The 19,652-nt window shown below is 48.1% G+C and carries 15 protein-coding genes; 12 read left to right on the forward strand and 3 right to left on the reverse strand.

Features of this window, described 5'->3' with window-relative positions; translation table 11 throughout:
* The first annotated feature begins 3 nt into the window (after positions 1 to 3).
* The 9 genes from KJS69_RS11915 to KJS69_RS11955 all read left to right on the forward strand — a co-directional run bounded on the left by KJS69_RS11915 (position 4) and on the right by KJS69_RS11955 (position 11,230).
* Positions 4 to 2,562, forward strand: coding sequence for a J domain-containing protein (locus tag KJS69_RS11915; protein ID WP_213583975.1), 2,559 nt, complete (start codon positions 4 to 6; stop codon positions 2,560 to 2,562).
* The gene (locus KJS69_RS11920; protein WP_213583976.1) at positions 2,559 to 3,233 is read left to right on the forward strand and encodes a DUF1266 domain-containing protein; all 675 of its coding nucleotides are present in this window, start codon (positions 2,559 to 2,561) and stop codon (positions 3,231 to 3,233) included. The genes KJS69_RS11915 and KJS69_RS11920 overlap by 4 nt, the downstream gene beginning before the upstream one ends.
* Before the next feature lie 370 nt (positions 3,234 to 3,603).
* Positions 3,604 to 5,319, forward strand: a complete 1,716-nt coding sequence (locus KJS69_RS11925; RefSeq protein WP_249730475.1) for a SulP family inorganic anion transporter — start codon at positions 3,604 to 3,606, stop codon at positions 5,317 to 5,319.
* 126 nt (positions 5,320 to 5,445) lie between these two features.
* On the forward strand, positions 5,446 to 6,036 hold the full coding sequence (locus KJS69_RS11930; protein ID WP_213583977.1) for a 50S ribosomal protein L25: 591 nt from the start codon (positions 5,446 to 5,448) through the stop codon (positions 6,034 to 6,036).
* Positions 6,037 to 6,344: 308 nt separating this feature from the next.
* Positions 6,345 to 6,818: a GNAT family N-acetyltransferase gene (locus KJS69_RS11935; RefSeq protein ID WP_213583978.1), complete on the forward strand. Its 474-nt coding sequence runs from the start codon at positions 6,345 to 6,347 to the stop codon at positions 6,816 to 6,818.
* Positions 6,819 to 7,093: 275 nt separating this feature from the next.
* Entirely contained in the window at positions 7,094 to 8,266 is a 1,173-nt protein-coding gene (gene nagA / locus KJS69_RS11940) for an N-acetylglucosamine-6-phosphate deacetylase (protein ID WP_213583979.1), read from the forward strand.
* Positions 8,267 to 8,460: 194 nt separating this feature from the next.
* Positions 8,461 to 9,297 carry an HAD family hydrolase gene (locus KJS69_RS11945; protein ID WP_213583980.1) on the forward strand — a complete coding sequence of 279 codons (837 nt, stop codon included), beginning with the start codon at positions 8,461 to 8,463 and terminating at the stop codon, positions 9,295 to 9,297.
* Positions 9,284 to 10,138: an amidohydrolase family protein gene (locus KJS69_RS11950; protein ID WP_213584101.1), complete on the forward strand. Its 855-nt coding sequence runs from the start codon at positions 9,284 to 9,286 to the stop codon at positions 10,136 to 10,138. Before KJS69_RS11945 ends, KJS69_RS11950 begins: the two co-directional genes overlap by 14 nt.
* A 408-nt stretch (positions 10,139 to 10,546) precedes the next feature.
* Positions 10,547 to 11,230: a hypothetical protein gene (locus tag KJS69_RS11955; protein ID WP_213583981.1), complete on the forward strand. Its 684-nt coding sequence runs from the start codon at positions 10,547 to 10,549 to the stop codon at positions 11,228 to 11,230.
* A gap of 745 nt (positions 11,231 to 11,975) precedes the next feature.
* Here KJS69_RS11955 and KJS69_RS11960 read toward each other — a convergent pair.
* On the reverse strand, positions 11,976 to 13,493 hold the full coding sequence (locus KJS69_RS11960; protein ID WP_213583982.1) for a HEAT repeat domain-containing protein: 1,518 nt from the start codon (positions 13,491 to 13,493) through the stop codon (positions 11,976 to 11,978).
* A 268-nt stretch (positions 13,494 to 13,761) separates the two neighbouring features.
* Here KJS69_RS11960 and KJS69_RS11965 point away from each other — a divergent pair, with 268 nt between their 5' ends.
* The gene (locus KJS69_RS11965) at positions 13,762 to 15,558 is read left to right on the forward strand and encodes a M3 family oligoendopeptidase (RefSeq protein WP_213583983.1); all 1,797 of its coding nucleotides are present in this window, start codon (positions 13,762 to 13,764) and stop codon (positions 15,556 to 15,558) included.
* Here KJS69_RS11965 and KJS69_RS11970 read toward each other — a convergent pair.
* Together KJS69_RS11970 and KJS69_RS11975 are read right to left on the reverse strand one after the other, a co-directional pair.
* Complete coding sequence (locus tag KJS69_RS11970) at positions 15,555 to 16,406, reverse strand: AraC family transcriptional regulator (RefSeq protein WP_213583984.1); 852 nt, start codon at positions 16,404 to 16,406, stop codon at positions 15,555 to 15,557. The two genes, KJS69_RS11965 and KJS69_RS11970, sit on opposite strands and share 4 nt — an antisense overlap.
* Positions 16,407 to 16,725: 319 nt before the next feature.
* Positions 16,726 to 17,304 carry a GbsR/MarR family transcriptional regulator gene (locus KJS69_RS11975; RefSeq protein ID WP_213583985.1) on the reverse strand — a complete coding sequence of 193 codons (579 nt, stop codon included), beginning with the start codon at positions 17,302 to 17,304 and terminating at the stop codon, positions 16,726 to 16,728.
* A 321-nt stretch (positions 17,305 to 17,625) separates the two neighbouring features.
* On the opposite strand from KJS69_RS11975, the gene KJS69_RS11980 reads away from it, so the two are divergent.
* Positions 17,626 to 18,822: a quaternary amine ABC transporter ATP-binding protein gene (locus KJS69_RS11980; protein WP_213583986.1), complete on the forward strand. Its 1,197-nt coding sequence runs from the start codon at positions 17,626 to 17,628 to the stop codon at positions 18,820 to 18,822.
* Positions 18,822 to 19,652 (forward strand): ABC transporter permease, encoded by an 831-nt coding sequence (locus KJS69_RS11985; RefSeq protein ID WP_213583987.1) that lies wholly within the window; start codon positions 18,822 to 18,824, stop codon positions 19,650 to 19,652. The genes KJS69_RS11980 and KJS69_RS11985 overlap by 1 nt, the downstream gene beginning before the upstream one ends.

The raw sequence follows: 19,652 nt of genomic DNA on the forward strand, positions 1-19,652 counted from the left end.
AATATGAATATGACGATGACGAAATGGGACATTTTGGGCATCGAGCCGACTCTGCAAACGTCCGAAATCAAACGCGCCTATGCTAAAATGCTGAAATTAAATCATCCCGAGGATGATCCCGCCGGTTTTCAGCAATTAAGAGCAGCTTATGAATCCGCTTTGCAGGAAGTGCAGATCCGCCAAGCTGATGATAAGACATCCACCGTCAGCCTGACGGATATCGGGGGAAAAGACAAGGACTCGCTCGGCTTGACTCCTTCCCAGCTCGCTTCTCCTAAAGCGAATGGGATGAACTTGTCAGCGGAGACGATAGCAGATCGATTCATGAGCGAAGTGGAAAAGATTTATAATGATTTGTTTACAAGAATCGATAAGAAGCGATGGCAGCAGCTGCTGGACAGCGAGCCAGTTTGGCAGCTGGACGTCAAGCAGATTCTGAATCAAAAAATGCTGGCCTTCCTGATGGAGCATTACCGTCTGCCGCGGCCCATTTGGGTACTGTTAAACGAATATTTTTTCTGGACCGGGAAGGAGCCGGAATTAATCGACCACTATCCAAAAAACTTTATAAACTTCCTTATGTATCAAATCCGCCAGTCGTGGGAGCTGCGTTATGATTTTTTTCGGAAAGACGTCGAATGTGATTACGACGCTTTTATTGATTATCGGGAGGAAGCTCACCGCGCATTGATGGTTAACGATCTGGATCAGGCTGAGCCCTATTTATCTGCAGCATTTCAAATATTTGAGGAAGATCCCGATCTGCTTAGATTCATTGGTATTTATTATATGAGGCAGGGGGATTGGAAGAATGCCCTTCCCGCCTTTGATCGCCTTATTGAGGTGAATGGCAAGGACGCGGACGGATACTTGCACCGGGCCGGAATTCACTTGAAGCTGGGACAGCCGGATAAAGCTCTGGCTGATTATGAGCGTGTTTTATTAGACAGACCGGATGATTTGACGGCGTTAAGCGGACTCGCTCAATGCCATGGGTACGAGGGGAGGCTGGAAGAGGCCAAGACGCTGTACGTCCGGATCATGAATCAATATCCTTACGATATCGACGCTCGTGTAAGATGGCTGGAAGTGAATCGGCGGCTGGTGGAGAAGCAGCAGGCTAGGCTGGCCGCAGCCCCCGGGAACCCCGAAGCGCTCTTGGCCGCAGCTGAGCTCTATTATGAGCTGGAGCAGTATACGGAATGCTGCCGGATGCTGGAGCAGCTCGATCAGGCGGGCCCGCTAAGCTCTGGAATGTATCTGTTGTGGGGACGGGCATCCGTCATGCAGGAGCAATGGGAAGCCGGCCTGGCGTCCTTCAATAAAGCTTTGCTCCTGTGCGAGAAAGAGGGGCTCAGCGGCCGCGAGATCTTCATCCAGAAGGGATTGGCCTATATAAAGCTGGATAATCCCGAGGCGGCTATTCGCGAATTCTCTTGTGCGTTAACGATGAATGGGTCCGATGCGGACGTTCTCTATCATCTGGCTGACGCTTATCGTCTTAATAGGGATTATGTTAAAGGGGTGAAGCTCTGTACCGCAGGGATTGCCATCGATCCTTCACGCTCGCCGTTCTATACTATGAGAGCCCTGTGTCACTTCGGGCTGGGCAATTTCAGAGTGGCAAGGAACGATTACCAGGTCGTGGTTGAACATGAAGCTCGCAAGCCCGGCGCCTGGTTCCGCAAATCGATTTGCCATCTCCATTTGTCAGAGTATGATGAAGCGAAGACAAGTCTGCAAACCGCGCTTGCATTGGGATATGACTCAGAGGCGTATTACTATCTGGCCGTCTCCTGCTTTTGGAACGGCGATTTGGAGGAGGCGCTGGAGGCTATTCAGCAATTTAAAGACCATGCTCCTGCAGCTCCCGACGGCTATTTGATCGCTGGAGATATTTACCGTGCCATGGGGCGGGAGGAGGAAGCCAAGGCAGAATATGCGAGCGGCTCTGACCTGTATCCCGATCACTACGAGCTTAATAAAATGGCCGCCTATTGTTTATTGAAGGAAGGAACGATGGACCGGCTGGGGACATTTCTCGGCCGTTTGCACGAAATTAATCCTCAGGATGAGTGGGGATTGCTGCAATTAATCCGGATTTGCATCGATTTCCGAGATTGGACGAAGGGCCGGCAATATGTTGAACAGTATTTGGCCGTGGTGAAGGAGGAGAATTACGATTCTTTCATCTGGATGTATTCCGGAGTTATTCTTTACTATCAAGGCTTGTATTCCATGGCAGCGGATCATCTGGAAAAAGATTATCTGGCCGGTCCGCGAGGCGACACTTGCAGCTATTTGAGCATGGTGTACTATGAACTGAGAAATATGGAGAAGGCCGAGCAATATGCGAGACAAGCATCGGAAATCGATCCGGCGAACGCAGATTACCGGGTCCGCTATGAAGGGATTGTGGGCCGGAAGATCAGGAAAGGATGGTTCCGATGGCTGGGAAGAGGCGCATCCTCTCACAAATTATGGCCTTCCACCGTTCCTTTACAGAGACATGAACTTCAGTTGGAACGCGCTTTACATTTTAAGTTAGGAGCTACAAGATGAAGAATAATAGCGATCAAGCGAATCACTTGAAGCCTGCGGATTTATGGTGTTTGGCTTTAGGTGCCATCTTATTCGAGTTGGATGATTTGGTGCCGGAAAATAACTATGACATCGAAAACAACGAAGAAATCCGGTCCAAGCACCGGCATTCGTTGCAGACCGATTGGGGAATCGACAGCAGAGAGACGCTGTTGAAAGCTCTCGATAGTCTGGTAGCGGATGGTCATAATCGATCCTTTAGTGAAATTCGCTTTTTTCTCTCTACATTATCGGGAACGGATCAAATCGCTTATCTTCACTCCCTTCCAAAAAATAGCAAGTCTTATATTCAATATCAGACGGTTCATGTCTATAATCATAAGCTTCCGGGCGCCGGGATAGCGGCCTGGGATTGGGGCAGGTATATCTACTTGTGTAAAAAGGGAGCTTTTCTCGGATATTTGACGGACGACGAAGCGCGAAATTTAATGTACCGGGTGGCGCGAATGGCTCAGCAAGCTTATTCCGATTGGTTGGAGTATGGAATCAGCTATTTGGTCGGCAGACAATTCTGGTTGAATCAGTTATCCAGTGATAAGGTCGATGAGCTGATCGGCTCTGTCCAGTCCATTTTATTGAACGAAAACAGCCTGTGGTGTAGATTGGATTGGAACTTGAAATTGGAGAGCTAGCGAGTCCAGTCAGATTCGCTGTCGCGAGAATGTAAAATATAGGGAATGTTGACAGTGGCTACCTCATATGATAGAGTGGTGGATGAAGAGGCATTTCGCTCCAGAGAGCGGGGTGCCTTCCTCTATATATAAGTTTTTTTACATTTACTGGCTTGACATCATGAATCCGGGGCGGTGATGTTTAAGTTCAATCCTTCAATCTCTCAATCTTGTCGGCAATAAAGAATAATAGTCCATGGAAGTGAATAAGAACAATGTCACTAGGGCAAGGACAGAAATTGCAGCAGAGGATTAAGAGAGTCGGGCGCAATAAGGAGACGCTGGTCTTCAGTTTAGAACGAACAGGATGTAAGAAGAGATGTGAAATCACTTGAAGCGGATAACAAACAGCCGGTGGGAAGGCTATCGGTTATCGGATCTGCGTAAAGATTTCATATCGGGGGTAACGGTCGGGGTCATTGCGATTCCATTGGGGATGGCCTTCGCCATTGCTTCTGGAGTAAAGCCGGAATACGGGTTGTATACAACGATCGTGGCCGGAATCGTCATCGCGCTTCTGGGTGGCTCCAGATTTCAGGTGGGGGGTCCTACTGGGGCATTTATTCCTATCCTTCTTGCTATTGTGCTCCAATACGGATACGAGAACCTGCTGATTGCCGGCTTTATGGCGGGAATCCTTCTTGTCGTCATGGGGCTGTTGAAATTAGGGACGGTTATTCAATACATTCCACGACCGGTTACGATCGGTTTTACATCGGGAATCGCAGTTATTATCTTTACTGGACAAGTGGGCAATTTTCTGGGTCTAACCGGCCTGGAGCAGAGTCAGAGCTTTATCGGAAACGTGCTCGATATCGGACGAAATCTTCATACGGTTCAATGGAGCAGCGTGGCCACGGCCGCCGTCAGTCTCGGACTGCTGCTGGCTATCGGCAAATGGCTTCCCAAGGTGCCTGCTTCCCTCGTCAGTTTGATCGGTTCTGCTTTATTTGCCGCGATATTGTTCGGGGACCAGATTGCTACCATTGGGTCGGAATTCGGAGCGATTCCGGGAACGCTGCCCGCGCTGCATATGCCGCAATTAACCTGGGATAAGGTTGTTATGCTGCTTGGCCCAGCCGTTACCATAGCGTTATTGGGGGCGATCGAATCTCTTCTGTCGGCCGTCGTAGCGGATGGAATGAGCGGGACGAGACATAACAGCAATCGGGAATTGCTGGGCCAGGGCGCGGCCAACATCATCACCCCGTTATTCGGCGGGATTCCGGCAACCGGAGCGATCGCACGTACCGCAGCCAACATTAAAAGCGGAGCGGTCAGTCCATTGTCCGCGATTATCCACGGAATCACCGTGTTGATCATTTTACTGCTGTTCGCGCCTTACGCCTCCCGGATACCGCTTGCGGGTATGGCGCCCATTCTCATGCTCGTCTCGTGGAACATGTCTTCGCGCCGCCATTTTATGCAGTTGATTAGAATGCGGAACGGAGATTCCGCCGTTGCGTTGGTAGCTTTTATTTTGACGGTATTCGTGAATCTGACCATAGCGGTCGGGATTGGCCTTGTGCTTGCCGCTCTGCTGTTTATTAAACGAATGAGCGAATTATTGGCCGTCACTAAAGTCATGCCGGCTGCTCGGGATACCTCAGCAACTGAGGAAGGAGTACAGCCTTCTGCGGCCAAGGAGCCTTGCGCGCCGATCCGGATTTATGCTGTGGAAGGTCCGCTTTTTTTTGGCGCCGCGCAATATTTTTTGAACACGTTGATGGATGCGGTTCGCTCCAAGCCGGAAGTCCTTATTCTGGATTTGGAGAGGATGCCCTTTATCGACGCCACCGGAGAAGCCAATTTACACGTGCTGGTCCGTCATTTTCAAGGGAATGACTGCCTTGTTCTGATTACCGGCATTCAGCATCAGCCTAGAGAAATGCTGATTAGATCGGGCCTGTATCCGCGAATCGGACAGACGCATTTTTTAGCCAGAACGAAAGAAGCTGTCGATTATGCGCTCACACAGCTAGACGTCCGTCCATGCGATGAGTGTCAAATATGTTTGTTGCGACAAAATGCCAAAGCCACCGACTAATATCTTTGTTAATGATCGTTATAAGTAAGTGTTCACAAAGTCAACTTTTCAGCACCGACTTTTTGAACAACCTCTATAACAACGAGTCCATGAATCAAGATTAATTAGGTAAAGGAGTTAGTAAACATGAGTCTACAATTGCAAGCAGCTAATCGATCGCATCTAACCCGTTCCGGTTTGAAACAATTGCGTAAAGAAGGCAGATTGCCAGGTGTAGTGTTCGGCAAGCAGACGGAGAATAGAATGATTCACATCTCCACACGGGAATTTCAACGCTGGGCGAAGAGCGGGGCATCGCAGGTTATCCAGTTGAGCATCGACGGGGCCAAGACCGTTCCCGTTCTGCTCGAAGGCTTGCAGAGCCATCCCGTTACCGGAGAATGGCTTCATGTCGATCTGCTTCAGGTGAACATGAACGAACAGGTCAAAACTCGTATTTCCGTTGAATTCAAAGGAACGCCTAAAGGAACGAAAGTCGGCGGCACTATGCAGATTCAAGGAACCAGCATTGAAGTGGAAGGATTGCCGGGCGACCTTCCTTCGTCCATCATTAAGGATATTGAGGATCTGGATGTGGGAGAATCGATTCTAGTATCGGATCTATCGCTTCCAGAAGGGGTCACCGTGCTTTCGCCGGCCGACGAACAGCTTGTTTCCATTGTTCCGCCAAGATTGGAGCAAACCGAAGAATCCGGAGAAGAAGCAGAGCAGGCCTAATTTATCATATAAGACATGGGGGCGCTTCCCAGCCGGGAGCGTCCCTTTTTTATGAGGGATTAATGACCGGGAACAGCTGATCTGGGATCGTTTTGAAATATATAGCGTTATCAGCATAATATTCGAAGCAAAACTTGAATTTCAAGCCATTGAAGGTTCGTCAAGTGCAGTTGTATCGCGATGGGTCTGGGCCTAGGTAGCAGAACTTAGCGTATCTAACACGCTACATTGTTCCAGGTTTTTTATTTTGGTATGATATTTTGAAGATATTCTATTAAACTATACCAAATGAGAATTGAGGTAATAGAATGGAAATTCGTTTTGTCAAAGGTTCAGACTACTATACGTTATCTCCACTAATTAATGAGTGGTGGGGCGGAAGGAACATGTCAGATATGCTACCAAAATTATTTTTCGACCATTTTACAAATACAAGTTTTATTGCAGAAATGGACGGAGAAATTGTAGGTTTTCTAATTGGATTTCTATCCCAATCCCAAACTAATGAGGCGTACATTCACTTTGTTGGGGTTCATCCTGAATTTAGAAAGCATAATATCGGAAAGGAACTATACAACCAATTTTTTAATGTGGTAAAACAAAATGGTCGTAATATTGTCCGTTGTGTAACGTCTCCTATTAACAAAGTTTCGATTGCCTATCACACCAAGATGGGATTTGAAATTGAAGAGGGAGATGAAATAATGGATGGTATTGCAATAAACACTAATTATGATGGACAAAATCAAGACAGAGTTTTATTTATAAAACACTTAGTTTAATGGGATCTCGCTATTGGAACCTTTAACGATCAGAGCAGCTGATGATAGATACATCCGATCCTATAATAATTAGCTTTGCAAACATAAACGAGGATTCCTATAATTAAGTTAACGGACAATGGAAAATGAGAATTCAATAACACACGAACGAGGTCATTGGAACCGTTAGTCTCGTTATGCAAAAGATGTAATTAATCTCTTTTTAAAGCAATATTGCAATTAAGTCTGTTTCTCCGATTTCTGCGAAGTGATTTATATCGAAAGGATTGGGGCTCATGGCGAAAACAAAAGTGATTACGAACGTTCGTGTAGTGGCGGAGTCAGAAATAATAGATCAGGGCTACGTGCGTGTCAGCGAAGATACGATTACGGAGATAGGAAGGGGCGACTTTACATCAGCTACAGACGACTTGGTTATTGATGGGGGCGGCCAGCTTCTGATTCCCGGTATGATCGATGTTCATATTCATGGGGCCAACGGCTACGACATGATGGATGGAACGGCCCAAAGTATAGAAGAAGTATCCCAAGCTTGTGCATCGACGGGCTGCACCTCTTTTCTGGCGACGTCTGTTTCATCCACTCTGGATAGTCTTTTGCGGATGATTGACCGCGTCAAGGAAGTTGCAGGCCGGGAACCGGGGGCCAGAATCGTCGGTATTCATACAGAGGGGCCTTATTTGAACGTCAAGCGGAAAGGAATGCAGAACGAGGCGTATTTGCGGCATCCGGATTTGGATGAGATGCAGCGGGTCGTTGTTCAGGCCGGTCCGTTGTTAAAAATGGTTACCGTCGCACCGGAGCTGCCCGGCGGAATGGAACTGGTTTCTCACCTAAGCGCACAAGGGATCGTCGTCGCTATCGCTCATTCCGATGCGACGTATGATGAAGCGCAGGAAGCTTTTCAGAGGGGCGCATGCCATATCACTCATTGCTTCAATGGGATGCGGCCGATTCACCACCGGGATCCCGGTTTGATTGTGGCCGCTTTCGATCAGCCGAGTGTCAGTGTTCAGGCGATCGTTGATCACGTTCATCTGCATCCGGCCATCGTCCGTATGATGTATCGGTTGAAAGGCGCGGAACGAATGGTGCTCATTACCGATGCCCTGCAAGCGATGGGATTGGGTGACGGTGAGTATACCTTTGGCGGACATCATGTGACGGTGAGGGACGGTGTAGCCCGCTTGAAGGACGGTACGCTCGCCTCCAGCACGGTGACCATGAACCAGGCTCTGCGCAATACGGTTGAGCTAGGGATTCCGCTTCACGAGGCGGTTACAATGGCAGCCAGTACGCCTGCCGAAATACTCGGCTTGCCGCGCAAAGGAACCATTCGTTCCGGAGCGGATGCCGATCTCGTCCTTTTGGATGACCATTATGAAGTCGTATGGACGATGGTGGAAGGCCAATTCGTCTACGGCCCGGAATCCCGGCTTGAAATCTAAAAGGCGAAATCGGATTTTATGGAAAGCGGGCCTTTAAGGCAGGCGCCAGAACAGGTTAAATCTACCATCCTACTAGTCTTTCTACTATAATATAGTAAACGGAATATAGTAAACGAGGGGATGTCTGCGAAATTTTAAATCACCAGTGTCCCTTGCCATGATGGTTTATCGATAGAGAGGGGGAGCACGGATCCATGAGACCGATTCAGGCGGTGGTGCTGGATTTGGACGGCACGTTGTTGAACTCAGACAAGCAAATTTCCGATCGCAACCGCAGCGCTGTGTTTGCACTGCGTGATCGAGGGATTCCGATTATTATCGCTACGGCTCGTCCGCTTAGATCGGTTAAGTGGCTGCTTCCCGAAGAATGGCATTCGCTTGGTTATCTGGTCTGCTACAATGGAGCGCTGACGGTTAACGAATCGGTTGGCATGTATGAGCATGAAGCGATCCCCCGTCTGACGGCCATCGACATCTATCAATTTATCGCGGCTCATGCTCCTTCCATTGCCGTAAGTTTCGAGGTGGAGGATGTGGCCTACATAGATCGCAGCCTGACGGAAAGAGAGCAGCGAATATTCGGAATTCCGTCTGACGTGCCTTTGCCGACTGTAATTACAATACAAGAGATTGAAGCCATTTCTCCCTCCAAAATACTACTGTCTAACCATAACGATATTTACAGAAAATTGGAGACGGCTTTCCGTCCGGAAGTTAACATTCTGTGCACCGACGGGCAAGAGCTTATTCAAATCATGAACAAATCGGTTTCCAAGGAAAATGCGGTGAGTAAAGTTCTCCAACAACTGGGAATCGGATTTGATAATGTCATCGTGTTTGGGGATGACCGCAATGATCTCGGCCTATTTGAAGCCTGTGGAATCCCGGTAGCCATGGGCAACGCCATAGAGGAATTGAAAGCTGTTGCATCGGTCATTACGGAAACTAATGATGACGACGGGGTGGCCTTAATGCTGGAGCAATGGATAAACAAGGAGGAACCTGCCTGTGAATTCAATGAAACGATCTAAAGCTTGGCGCTTGGATGCCCATCAGCATTACTGGAAGCTGGATCGAGGCGATTATGGCTGGCTGACCCCGGAAGCCGGCATTCTGTATCGGGATTACCTGCCGGAAGATCTGAAGGAGCATTTGCAAGCCCAATCGATCGGTCAGACGATCGTCGTTCAAGCGGCGCCTACAGTCGAAGAAACAGAGTATCTTCTGTCCCTGTGCGAGCAGGAAGAGACTTTGGCCGGAGTGGTGGGTTGGCTGGATTTGGAGGCCGATGATTTTGTCGAACAGTATGAACGGCTCAGTCAAAATCATTATTTTGTAGGGATCCGGCCGATGCTGCAGGATTTGCCGGATGATCGCTGGATTTTGCGGCCGAAGGTAATCCAGGCACTGCGCCGTTTGGCCCGCGACGAGTTCCCTGTCGATCTGCTTGTCAAGCCGAGACATCTGGGCCCTGTTCTTGAGCTAATGCAGCTCGTGCCTGAGCTTCGTGCCGTCGTGGACCATTTGGCGAAGCCTTACATTAAAGACGGAATAATGGAGCCTTGGAGAACCCAATTGAAGGAGCTGGCTCAATACGAGCGAGTCTATTGCAAGCTGTCTGGCATGGTGACGGAGGCTGATTTGACCGGGTGGCAAAAGGAGGACTTCATCCCTTATGTCCACCACGTATTGGAGTCCTTCGGAAGTGAGCGGGTGATGTTCGGAAGTGATTGGCCCGTCTGTCTGTTGGCGGCCACTTATTCTGAGGTCACCCATTTGCTGGAGTCGTGTCTTCCTGAATCCGTAACGGAATCTGAGCGGGAGCTAATCTTTGGCCATAACGCGGCCCAATTCTATCGCCTGAAAGTATAATGCTGTAATAAGGGGTTAGGCCTGAAGGTAAGTTATCTGGCGCGAACTAACTGGTTTTAATGCAGGTCATTCAGGCAAATGAGACGAATTTTGCTAGGCTGACTACAAATCTTGAGTCTGTTGAACAAGCCGGTTATATAACTTTGCTCAGACATTTAAAAATAGATGCATGCACTTATTTCACCACAATGGGAACTATCGTTCTTGCAACGTTACCTAAATATGGCATAGAATAATCATAAATAATATCGTAAGTGGCGAAGCACGCCCCGGTAATCCTTTCAGCATGGAGGGAAATCGGGGCTTTTCCATTTGCAAGGTCGGCATTTCCCGGCATCGTTATGAAGAATGGTACTCTCAGTTGAATTGTTGGAAGTTCGTTCATGATCGGAATAGGGGTGACTTGTTATGGGTTTTGAGGTTGAGCACGAAAAGTGGATCCAGAGACATTTGACTAAGCGTCAAGGGGAGCGAAAGGATGCGCTGAAAAGAGGACATGGGTATGGAAATCGCATGTTTGCAGGAAAAATATGGTGGCCCCTCATGGGGCACTTTATTGGCTTGCATCCGGAGTATGAAGTTAGGGACTGGCGGGGGCGGTCTTATTTTGTGGACTTTATGTGGATTTTGGGTGGACATCTTTTTGTATTCGAGATTATGGATTATGGTTCGCATGGCAAGGATCGGACTAAATATCGAATGGATCTGAATCGGGGTCTGTTTCTGCAATCTCAAGGATGTCACTTTATCGCGATTTCATTGGATGAATTGAAGGAAAATCCGTCGTTCATCTTAGCTATGCTTCGAAGTATATTGGCGCCCTATTTAGTTGCAACGATAGAGCAAAGTGGAAACATTCTGCATAAATTCGGAAAAATTGAACGGCAGTTGATGCGTTTGGCTATTCGGCATAATCGTGTTATTCGTCCTTCGAAAGCTGCAAGAGAACTTGAACTTCATAAGCAAACCGTCATCAAATATTGTCGCAGACTTGTAGACAAAGGAAAATTTCGGGCGGTGCCAGCAGGTATCACAGGTAGAATTTATCAATATGAGTACCTGGGTTCAACACAGAGTCCCGATTTGATTTAAAAAAGATCCACTGTAAAAAAAGTACGGTCGGGGTGATCAGCTTGTAGAGCGCAACGCGGGGTGCGATTCCTTTTTTATTCATTGATCGTCTTAATGAATGACAAATATAATTTGAGGAATGTCAGAGAAAAAAGCTGAATAAGGTTCCGGCCATGTAAAATAATTAGATTCTATGACTAGACGTTTTGGCAAAAACTACTTTTATCTTTTGGGCAGTAAAACTACAATGGTGGGAGAGCGCATCGCTGGCAGCGATGAGGTCAGGGGTTCGTTCGCGCCTACGGAGCGACAGCGGAGGTGCACGGCGTCTGAATCCACCTCTGGCTTCGTCAGTTAGATGAATGAGGATTCGAACATATGGAATATCCCATGGTTTCAGTGTGGAGTGGAAATTTGTATGAGAAACCATACAAACAATTGTATATAAGATGCATTAGGATCAAATTTGTATGAAAATTCATATAAATAGGCTCGTACAGACGGTTGTAGTGTGAATATTGTACGAAAAATCATACAAATAGTCGCTATTGTGACGCGAAGGAGTCGTTGTTGTATGAAAAATCGTATAAATTATGCTTCCGTTGATGGTGTTCGAGCGACATAAATGTTATTTCAACAGTCTGAGAAATGACATCGAGCCATTGAAGTGCTTATTATGGATATGAGGCACGAACTCAGCATCCCTTATAGATCCATTGTAAATCCGGCGTCCTCCCATCCAGGAGAACGCCGGCTTTATATGATCTTAAGGGTAGAAAGTGCTTGCAGCTGTCGTTGTCGGACACCAGCGAGATTGACGCAGGAACTGAAGCAGCGCATCCTTCGCTTTATCGGTTCCGATATAGTAGAGAGCGTCAGCGGCATGGGCGCGTACATACCGATTATCATCCTCCAGCGCCTGGACCAGCTCGGGGACCGCTTGTTCGGCCTGTGCCCCCAGCCTGGAGATACAGAGCCCGGTCATGAAGCGGACCTGAGTGTCCGCATCGTTCAGCGCTCGCTTCAGTGCGGTAATGATTTCTTCGTGCGGCGTCCCAATATTGCACAGCGCTTCCACGACAGTATATCGGACCGGCTCAGAAGAATGAGCGAGCAGCTTGATCAGGGCGGGAACTGCCGGGGCCGCTAGCTGCCTCAATTCGCCCAAAGCGAAGGCGGCATGGACGGCTATTTCATCCCGCTGGCTTTCCAGCGCTGCGGCAAGCCCGGCTACTGCGCCGTCTCCGGCGGCAGACAGCCCATAGGCGGCCGTGCGGGAAATAGCCTTCTTTTCATGCTGCAGCGCTTGAAGCAGGGCGGAGATTCCCTGTTCGCCCATCCGGGCCAAACCGTAGGCGGCATTCAAGCGAACCGGCTCGAACGCATCCTCCAGCGCCCGGGCGAGAGCAGGGACAGCGCCGGCTTCTCCGGCGGCCTCTCCCCACAGCCCCAGCCGATTGGCGGCGGCTACTCGGAGCTCCGGGTCCGCGTGCTGGAGCTGATCGAGCCAAGGCTGTGCATCTACGGCTTCCGGAGAATCGGCAGCCACCGTATCAGGTCCGAGGCGGCCAGACAGCCAGTTCCACGTATCCCGCCAGATCACCTCGTGCGGCCGGACCGCCGGGTTGAGGGAGGAAGGGGTAATCCATTCCTGCCCGCGATGATCCCAGCTCGGGGCTTCCGGAATTTGCGTACGCATAAATTCGAATTTCAGCATATACCGATGCTGACCGAGCTGATTAGCGGTAGATCGATGCCAAATATCATATTGAATCAGAGCGAACGTTCCGGCTTCGCCGTTAGCGGTCGCTTCCGCAGACGGATTCTCGTCCTGGAAAGTGCGGGTATCGTAATATTGACTTCCGGGAAGGACTCCCGTCGGACCAAGCTCTACCGGAGTATCTTGCGGGAAGTACATAATCATTGCCCACCAGGGATGGTGATTGCGCATTTTCTTATAGCCCCAATAGCTGTCCTTATGCCAGCCACCCGGTTGGGGGGAGCTGTTATAATGGCCGTGGCGATGGGCGTGCAGCATGTAGCCGGGGCCAAGTACGCTTGTCAGTGCTCCGGTAATAACCGGATGCTCGAATACTTTCTGCACCTCGCGGATGCGGGGAAGCAGATTGTTTCCCGGGTTGCCTTCATTTTGATACACCGCGTTCAACTGCTCCAACAGCTTTTGATGAAATTCCTTGGACAAATCGGTTTTGAGAATCAAAAATCCTTCGGCAATAAACTGTCTCATTTGTTCGTCTGTCAACAACTGCGGTTCGCTTTTCATTCTGTGTCCCTCCTAGAATGGTTCTTTTGTAGCTGAACTCATCTCTTATTTTACCGATTGAGGTCCGGATTGAAATGGAAGAAGCTCACCATTCCTTGCACAAAACTAACCTTTTTCTTGTCTCTTACGGAAAATGGAGGGGGCTTATCTTGTATTCCTATTCCAATGCAATTTTGCGGATGAAGAGAAAAATAAAGACATAATATGGCAGGGAATATATGGATTCTATCGAATATCTGTATCAGTGCATCTTAAATGAGGTGATTCCATGACGGTTTGGGCACAACAGTGGGAGCTGGACTCCATTTTTCCCGGGGGAAGTGACTCTGTCGAATTCATTGACTTTCTTATGAGCTTGGAAGAGGATATGGCGGAGATGAAAACAAGGCTCGACCAAATGGGCAGCCAGCTCGGAGAGCAGCCTGTTTTGGTTGATTTGCTGAGAAGCATTCAGGATCTGATGCTTCGTTCCAAACATGCTTTTTCTTTTACCTATTGCTTGACAGCTCAGGACGTGACCGACCAGAAAGCGAAAATGCTGCATGGTCGTGCCAAGCAAAACGAGGCTAATCTTCAGATGGTTCTATCCAGCCTCGGTGGAAAGCTGGCTCTAATAGAATCGGTCCGATGGCGGACATTGATTTCGAGCAATGAAATCAGGACCATCCGTTTTCCTCTGGAGGAAATGAGGGAGCTTGTAAAAGATTGGCTTGCTCCAGCGCAGGAAGGGTTAATAAGTGATTTGGCGGTAGAAGGCTATCACTCTTGGATGTCTTTATACACAGCTATTATTCGAAAAATGCGTATTCCCTTCGAGCAGGAAGGGAAACAAAAGCTATGGACAGTTGAAAAGCTGGAAAGAGTTTTTGCCAGCACCAACCGGCAAGAGCGTGAACAAGCGTTTACTAAATACTCGGAAGCCTTCAAAGAAAATGAAGAGGTGATTTCAAGCTGCTTGAACAATTTGGCCGGCTTTCGGTTAAAAATATATAAGCACCGGGGCTGGGATTCCGTGTTAAAGGAATCGCTTGATTTAAACCGGATGTCCCAACGAACACTGGAGAGGATGTGGGACGCGGTGGAAGGGAGCAAAGACAGGTTTTCTCGTTACTTTGCACGAAAAGCCGAGCTTCTGGGTGTGGATAAATTAAGTTGGTTTGATCTCCAGGCCCCGCTTTTTAACAACACAACTGTCTATAGCCTGGCTGATGGAGTTCAGTTTATTTTGCAGCAGTTTCGCAGGTATTCTTCCAGCTTGGCCGATTTCACAGCTAAGGCATTTGAACAGCAATGGGTGGAGACAGAAAATCGACCCAATAAGAGTCCCGTCGGTTTTCATGCAGGCTTTCCTCTTATCAAGCAATCTCGAATCTATAAAACTTACTATGGAACACCGCGTGATGTCGCAACGTTAGCTCATGAATTAGGTCATGGATATCATCAATCAATAATAAGTGAATTACCTCCGCTCGCGCAAAAGTACGGATTAAATATGGCGGAGACAGCCTCTATATTTTCTGAACGGATAGTTATGAATGGGTTGGTCCAAGCAGAAACAAACCAGCAGGGGCGGGCGGCTTTGCTCGATTTGCAAATTAAAAATAGTGTGGAGTATTTTTTTAACGTCTATACCTGCTACTTATTTGAGAAAAAATTGTATGAGGAAAGAAAAAAGGGACCCGCAAGCACTCATTGCTTGAATGAATGGATGGTAGAGGCGCAAAAAAAGGCTTTCGGGAACGTATTCGAAACGTATCATCCCTATTATTGGGCGTCAAAATTTCACTTATATATTTCCAGAAACTCCTTTTTCAACTACCCTTACACCTTCGGATATCTTTTTAGCTGTGGAATTTATACAATAGCCCAAGAAGAAGGGGCTGATTTTGAAAATAAGTATGAAAATCTGCTGCGAGATTCAGCCAGTATGACAGCGGAACAGTTGGCCGCTCAACATTTGGGTATCGATCTGACGCGGCCTGAATTTTGGGAGCAGGCTGTGGAATCCATTGTGGCTGACGTTGACGAATTTATGGAATGGACCGCAAATTTAAAGGAAGACTAGAGCGAATCCCGCTGGAAAAGCTCCCGGTATCCAGAGGGAGGGAGGCCGGTGTGCTTTTTGAAAAGCCGGGAGAAATAATACGGTTCCATCCCCAAGGATCGGGCGATTTCGGCTACCGGTTCGTCGGTAGCCGAGAGCAGTGCCTTCGCCTTCTCCATTTTGAACTGCTGGATATATTGAATAGGGGAAGTCCCGACCATTTCGTGAAAATGACGGATAAAATAGTTAGGATGAAAATGGACGAGGTCCGCCATATCCTGTACGGTTATATTTTCGTGACAATGCTGTTCGATATATTTCAACACGGTATGAACCTTATGCATCCGATGATCCTCGCTTATCGGCTCCAGCACATATTTGCCCTCCAGGGAAGCTTCGACGAACAGGCTTATCATTTCCAGCAGGACGGCCTTCTGCATCATTAAAGCTGTGAACCGGCTGCTCTCGTAATGCTGGATCAAAAGCTCAAACAAGCCCGTCAGCCGGGCGGGATCTTTAACCTCGATATAGTGTGGCAGGCCGAGCAGTTGAAACAGGTTCAAATCGCCAAGATGGGCTGTAAAATGGCACCAATATTTGCCAAAAGTATGCTCGCTAATTGTGGAATAAGACTGCTGGACTCCCGAAGGCATTATAAATAACTGCCCGGGCTCCGGGTAATAGGTTTGGCCGTTAATGATCAGACAGCCTTCTCCTTCACAGATATAATAGAACCGGTTAAAATCCGGAACGACGTTCATCTGCCGCCATTTCTTGTTTACTTTCGTGTAGGCGGCCAGCGATAATTGGACCTGCACGTTAGCCATGACATTCCTCAGTCTGGCAAGCTGTTTGTCCGGCTTAAGCATCCATTCCAGCCTCCTGTTCGGAATATGGGGGGGGTCTTTAGTGGCTCTGCACAGAGCTTTCATTTGCTCCGATCTTTATATAGTTCCTTTATCGGGAGTAAATTTCCTTTTCGTTTTCGCAAAATTTATGGCGACCGAAGTCTCTTTATAAGGAGCCCTGTGTATTCAATCCGATATTTTAAAAATATTACTTACTCTTCAAATATACTCGGATACAACCGACAAGCCGCTGTCGTCCATTGGATGACAGCGGCTTGTTGGTTGTATTAGGTGCAGAAAAAGCTGACTTAATAACACCCGTTTATTATAGAATGCCAAATCAATCTGCGGCTTCTGGGGCCGGCAATTGCTTCGGCACCAAATCATAGATTTGACCCGACTCGAAGGTGTCGATCAGTCGATCCAGCCATAAATAATAGTTTATGGCCTCTTCCATTTTATGAATGTCGTGATGAATAATTTCATTAAGTTGAGGATGACCGGGATCTTTTGCGAGCAACTGTTTAAGCTCGTGGATGGATTTTTTGAGTACCTGCAGATTCATTTCCAAGGAATGCCGCCATTTGATTACGAAATAGTCGGCGAAATTCTGGTACCAGTCCTGCTCCACCTCATAAAGATCCTTCCTCGAACCTTTACCCCAGACCTTCTTGACCATCTTCAAATCATGCAGAGTACGGACGCCTGTACTCATCGTTGTTTTACTCATTCCCATTTGCTGTCCCATTTCGTCGAGCGTCATAGGCTTGTCTTGAAAGAACATCATTCCGTAAAGGTGCCCTGTGGAGAGAGTGATCCCATACAAATCCATATTGTTGCCAATGGATTCGATAACGCGCTCGCGTGCCTTTTGGATGATGCTTGCCTGCTCGTCGGTTAATTGATTCCATTGGTTCATAAATTCCACCTCATCGAGAAGGATTGGTCTCTAGGATGAACAGGATACACAATTTTAACCACTGCCAACCGTATCAGCAAATTTTTCTCACCCTGTCGTAAATTATAGCCATCGTAGGTCTAACGTTATTGTAGTGAACTACATACAAAATGTAAAGAAACCGTCAGGGAAGCATTATTAAGTAAAACGGAGTATATGGAACGTATTGTATGTAAAGTTTTTTCTGAACAAACTTAACATACGTTTATTAGCGTTGACCGGACTTTTGTCTTATGAGTAAACTTAACAGGTACATGAGGGGAGCAGAAAAGGGGGGAGAAGATGGCTGTCATTTCCGTCAAAAATTTGACCAAAATGTTCGGGTCAGAGGTGGAGCGGGCATTTCCATTATTAGACCACGGCCTCACCAAAAAAGAAATTTATGAGAAAACGAAAATTACGGTCGGTGTTAATCGGATTAACTTCGATATTGAGCAAGGGGAAATATTCGTTATTATGGGACTTTCTGGAAGTGGAAAGTCGACGCTAGTCCGATTACTGAACCGGTTGATCGAGCCGACCCGCGGAGAAGTTATCGTCAACGGAAGGGACATTGTCAAAGTGGGGCAGGAAGAGCTGAGACAAATTCGTCGGAGCACGATCAGCATGGTCTTCCAAAAATTCGCCCTATTCCCTCATAAAACCGTCTTACAGAATGCCGAATTCGGATTGGAGATTCAAGGGATCAAAAAATCCGAACGAGGGGAACAAGCGATAAGAGCGCTTTCGCTGGTTGGTTTGCAGGGATGGGAGAACAGTTACCCGGACGAGCTAAGCGGCGGGATGCAGCAAAGAGTCGGCTTAGCCCGCGCACTGGCGAATGACCCGGACATCCTGCTGATGGATGAAGCGTTCAGCGCACTGGATCCGCTTATTCGCAAGGATATGCAGGATGAACTGCTCGAGCTGCAGCAAAAAATGAAAAAAACGATTGTATTCATCACGCATGATCTCGACGAAGCACTCAGAATAGGTGATCGGATAGCGCTGATGAAGGACGGTTCCGTCGTTCAAATCGGGACTCCGGAAGAAATTATGATGAACCCGGCAGACAAGTATGTAGAGAAATTCGTTGAAGATGTAGATTTATCGAAGGTGCTGACCGCCGAGCATGTGATGAGAAGGCCGGAGACCATCACCTTGGACAAAGGCGGCCCCCGTGTGGCGCTGCAGCTGATGCGCGAAAGCGGGGTCTCGAATTTATTTGTCGTCGATCTGTCCAAGAAACTGATTGGAGTCATTACGGCGGAGGATGCCTCCGCTGCGGTCCAAGGCGGTAAACGGCTGGAGGACATCGTGATCCGGGATGTGCCTATCGTGCCTCCGGATACCCATTTGAACGAGCTGTTCGATTTATGCAGCACCTCGAAATTTCCTGTATCCGTAGTTGGAGACAATGGAAGGCTGCTTGGCGTTATCGTCAGGGGAGCGGTGCTGGGAGCTCTATCGGGTAACCAACAGCAAGGGGGTGAGGCGTGATGCCTAAAATTCCTCTGGACAAATGGATTGAGAAGCTGGTGACTCTGTTAGAGGACAATTTGCAATTTTTATTCGATTTTTTGAAGGCCATTATTGGCGGAACGGTGGATGCTTTTTCCGGTTTGTTTCACCTGCTGCCGTATTACGTGTGGATTGTTTTATTCGCGGCCCTGGCCTTCTGGGTAGCACGCTGGGGACTGGCGATATTCACTCTCATTGGACTGTTTCTGATCCACAATCTGGGGTATTGGGAGCATACGATGGATTCGTTGGCTCTGGTAGTCACGTCTACCTTGATCTCGATTATTGTCGGGCTGCCGCTCGGTATTTGGAGCGCACGCTTTGACAGTGTCCGCAATGTGCTGACCCCGGTGCTGGATTTCATGCAGACGATGCCGGCATTCGTATATCTTATTCCGGCTGTTACGTTTTTTGGCCTTGGAGTCGTTCCGGGCGTCATTGCTTCTGTCATCTTTGCCGTTCCTCCCACGATAAGATTAACGAATCTCGGAATTCGGCAGGTATCGGCCGAGCTGGCAGAGGCAGCGGACGCTTTCGGCTCTACACCCGGACAGAAGCTGTTCAAGGTTCAGCTTCCGCTTGCGGCTCCCACGATAATGGCGGGAATTAACCAGACGGTTATGCTATCCCTGTCCATGGTGGTCATTGCCTCCATGATCGGAGCTCAAGGCTTGGGTGCGGACGTCTATAAAGCCGTCACCCAATTAAAAATCGGCGAAGGCTTTCAGGCTGGGATCGCCGTAGTTATTCTCGCGATTCTGCTGGATCGCTTGTCCCAAAATATCGCAAAAGATAAAAAAAGGAGATAG

The organism is Paenibacillus sp. J2TS4 (assembly GCF_018403245.1).
In the GTDB taxonomy this organism is placed as follows: Bacteria; Bacillota; Bacilli; order Paenibacillales; family NBRC-103111; genus Paenibacillus_L.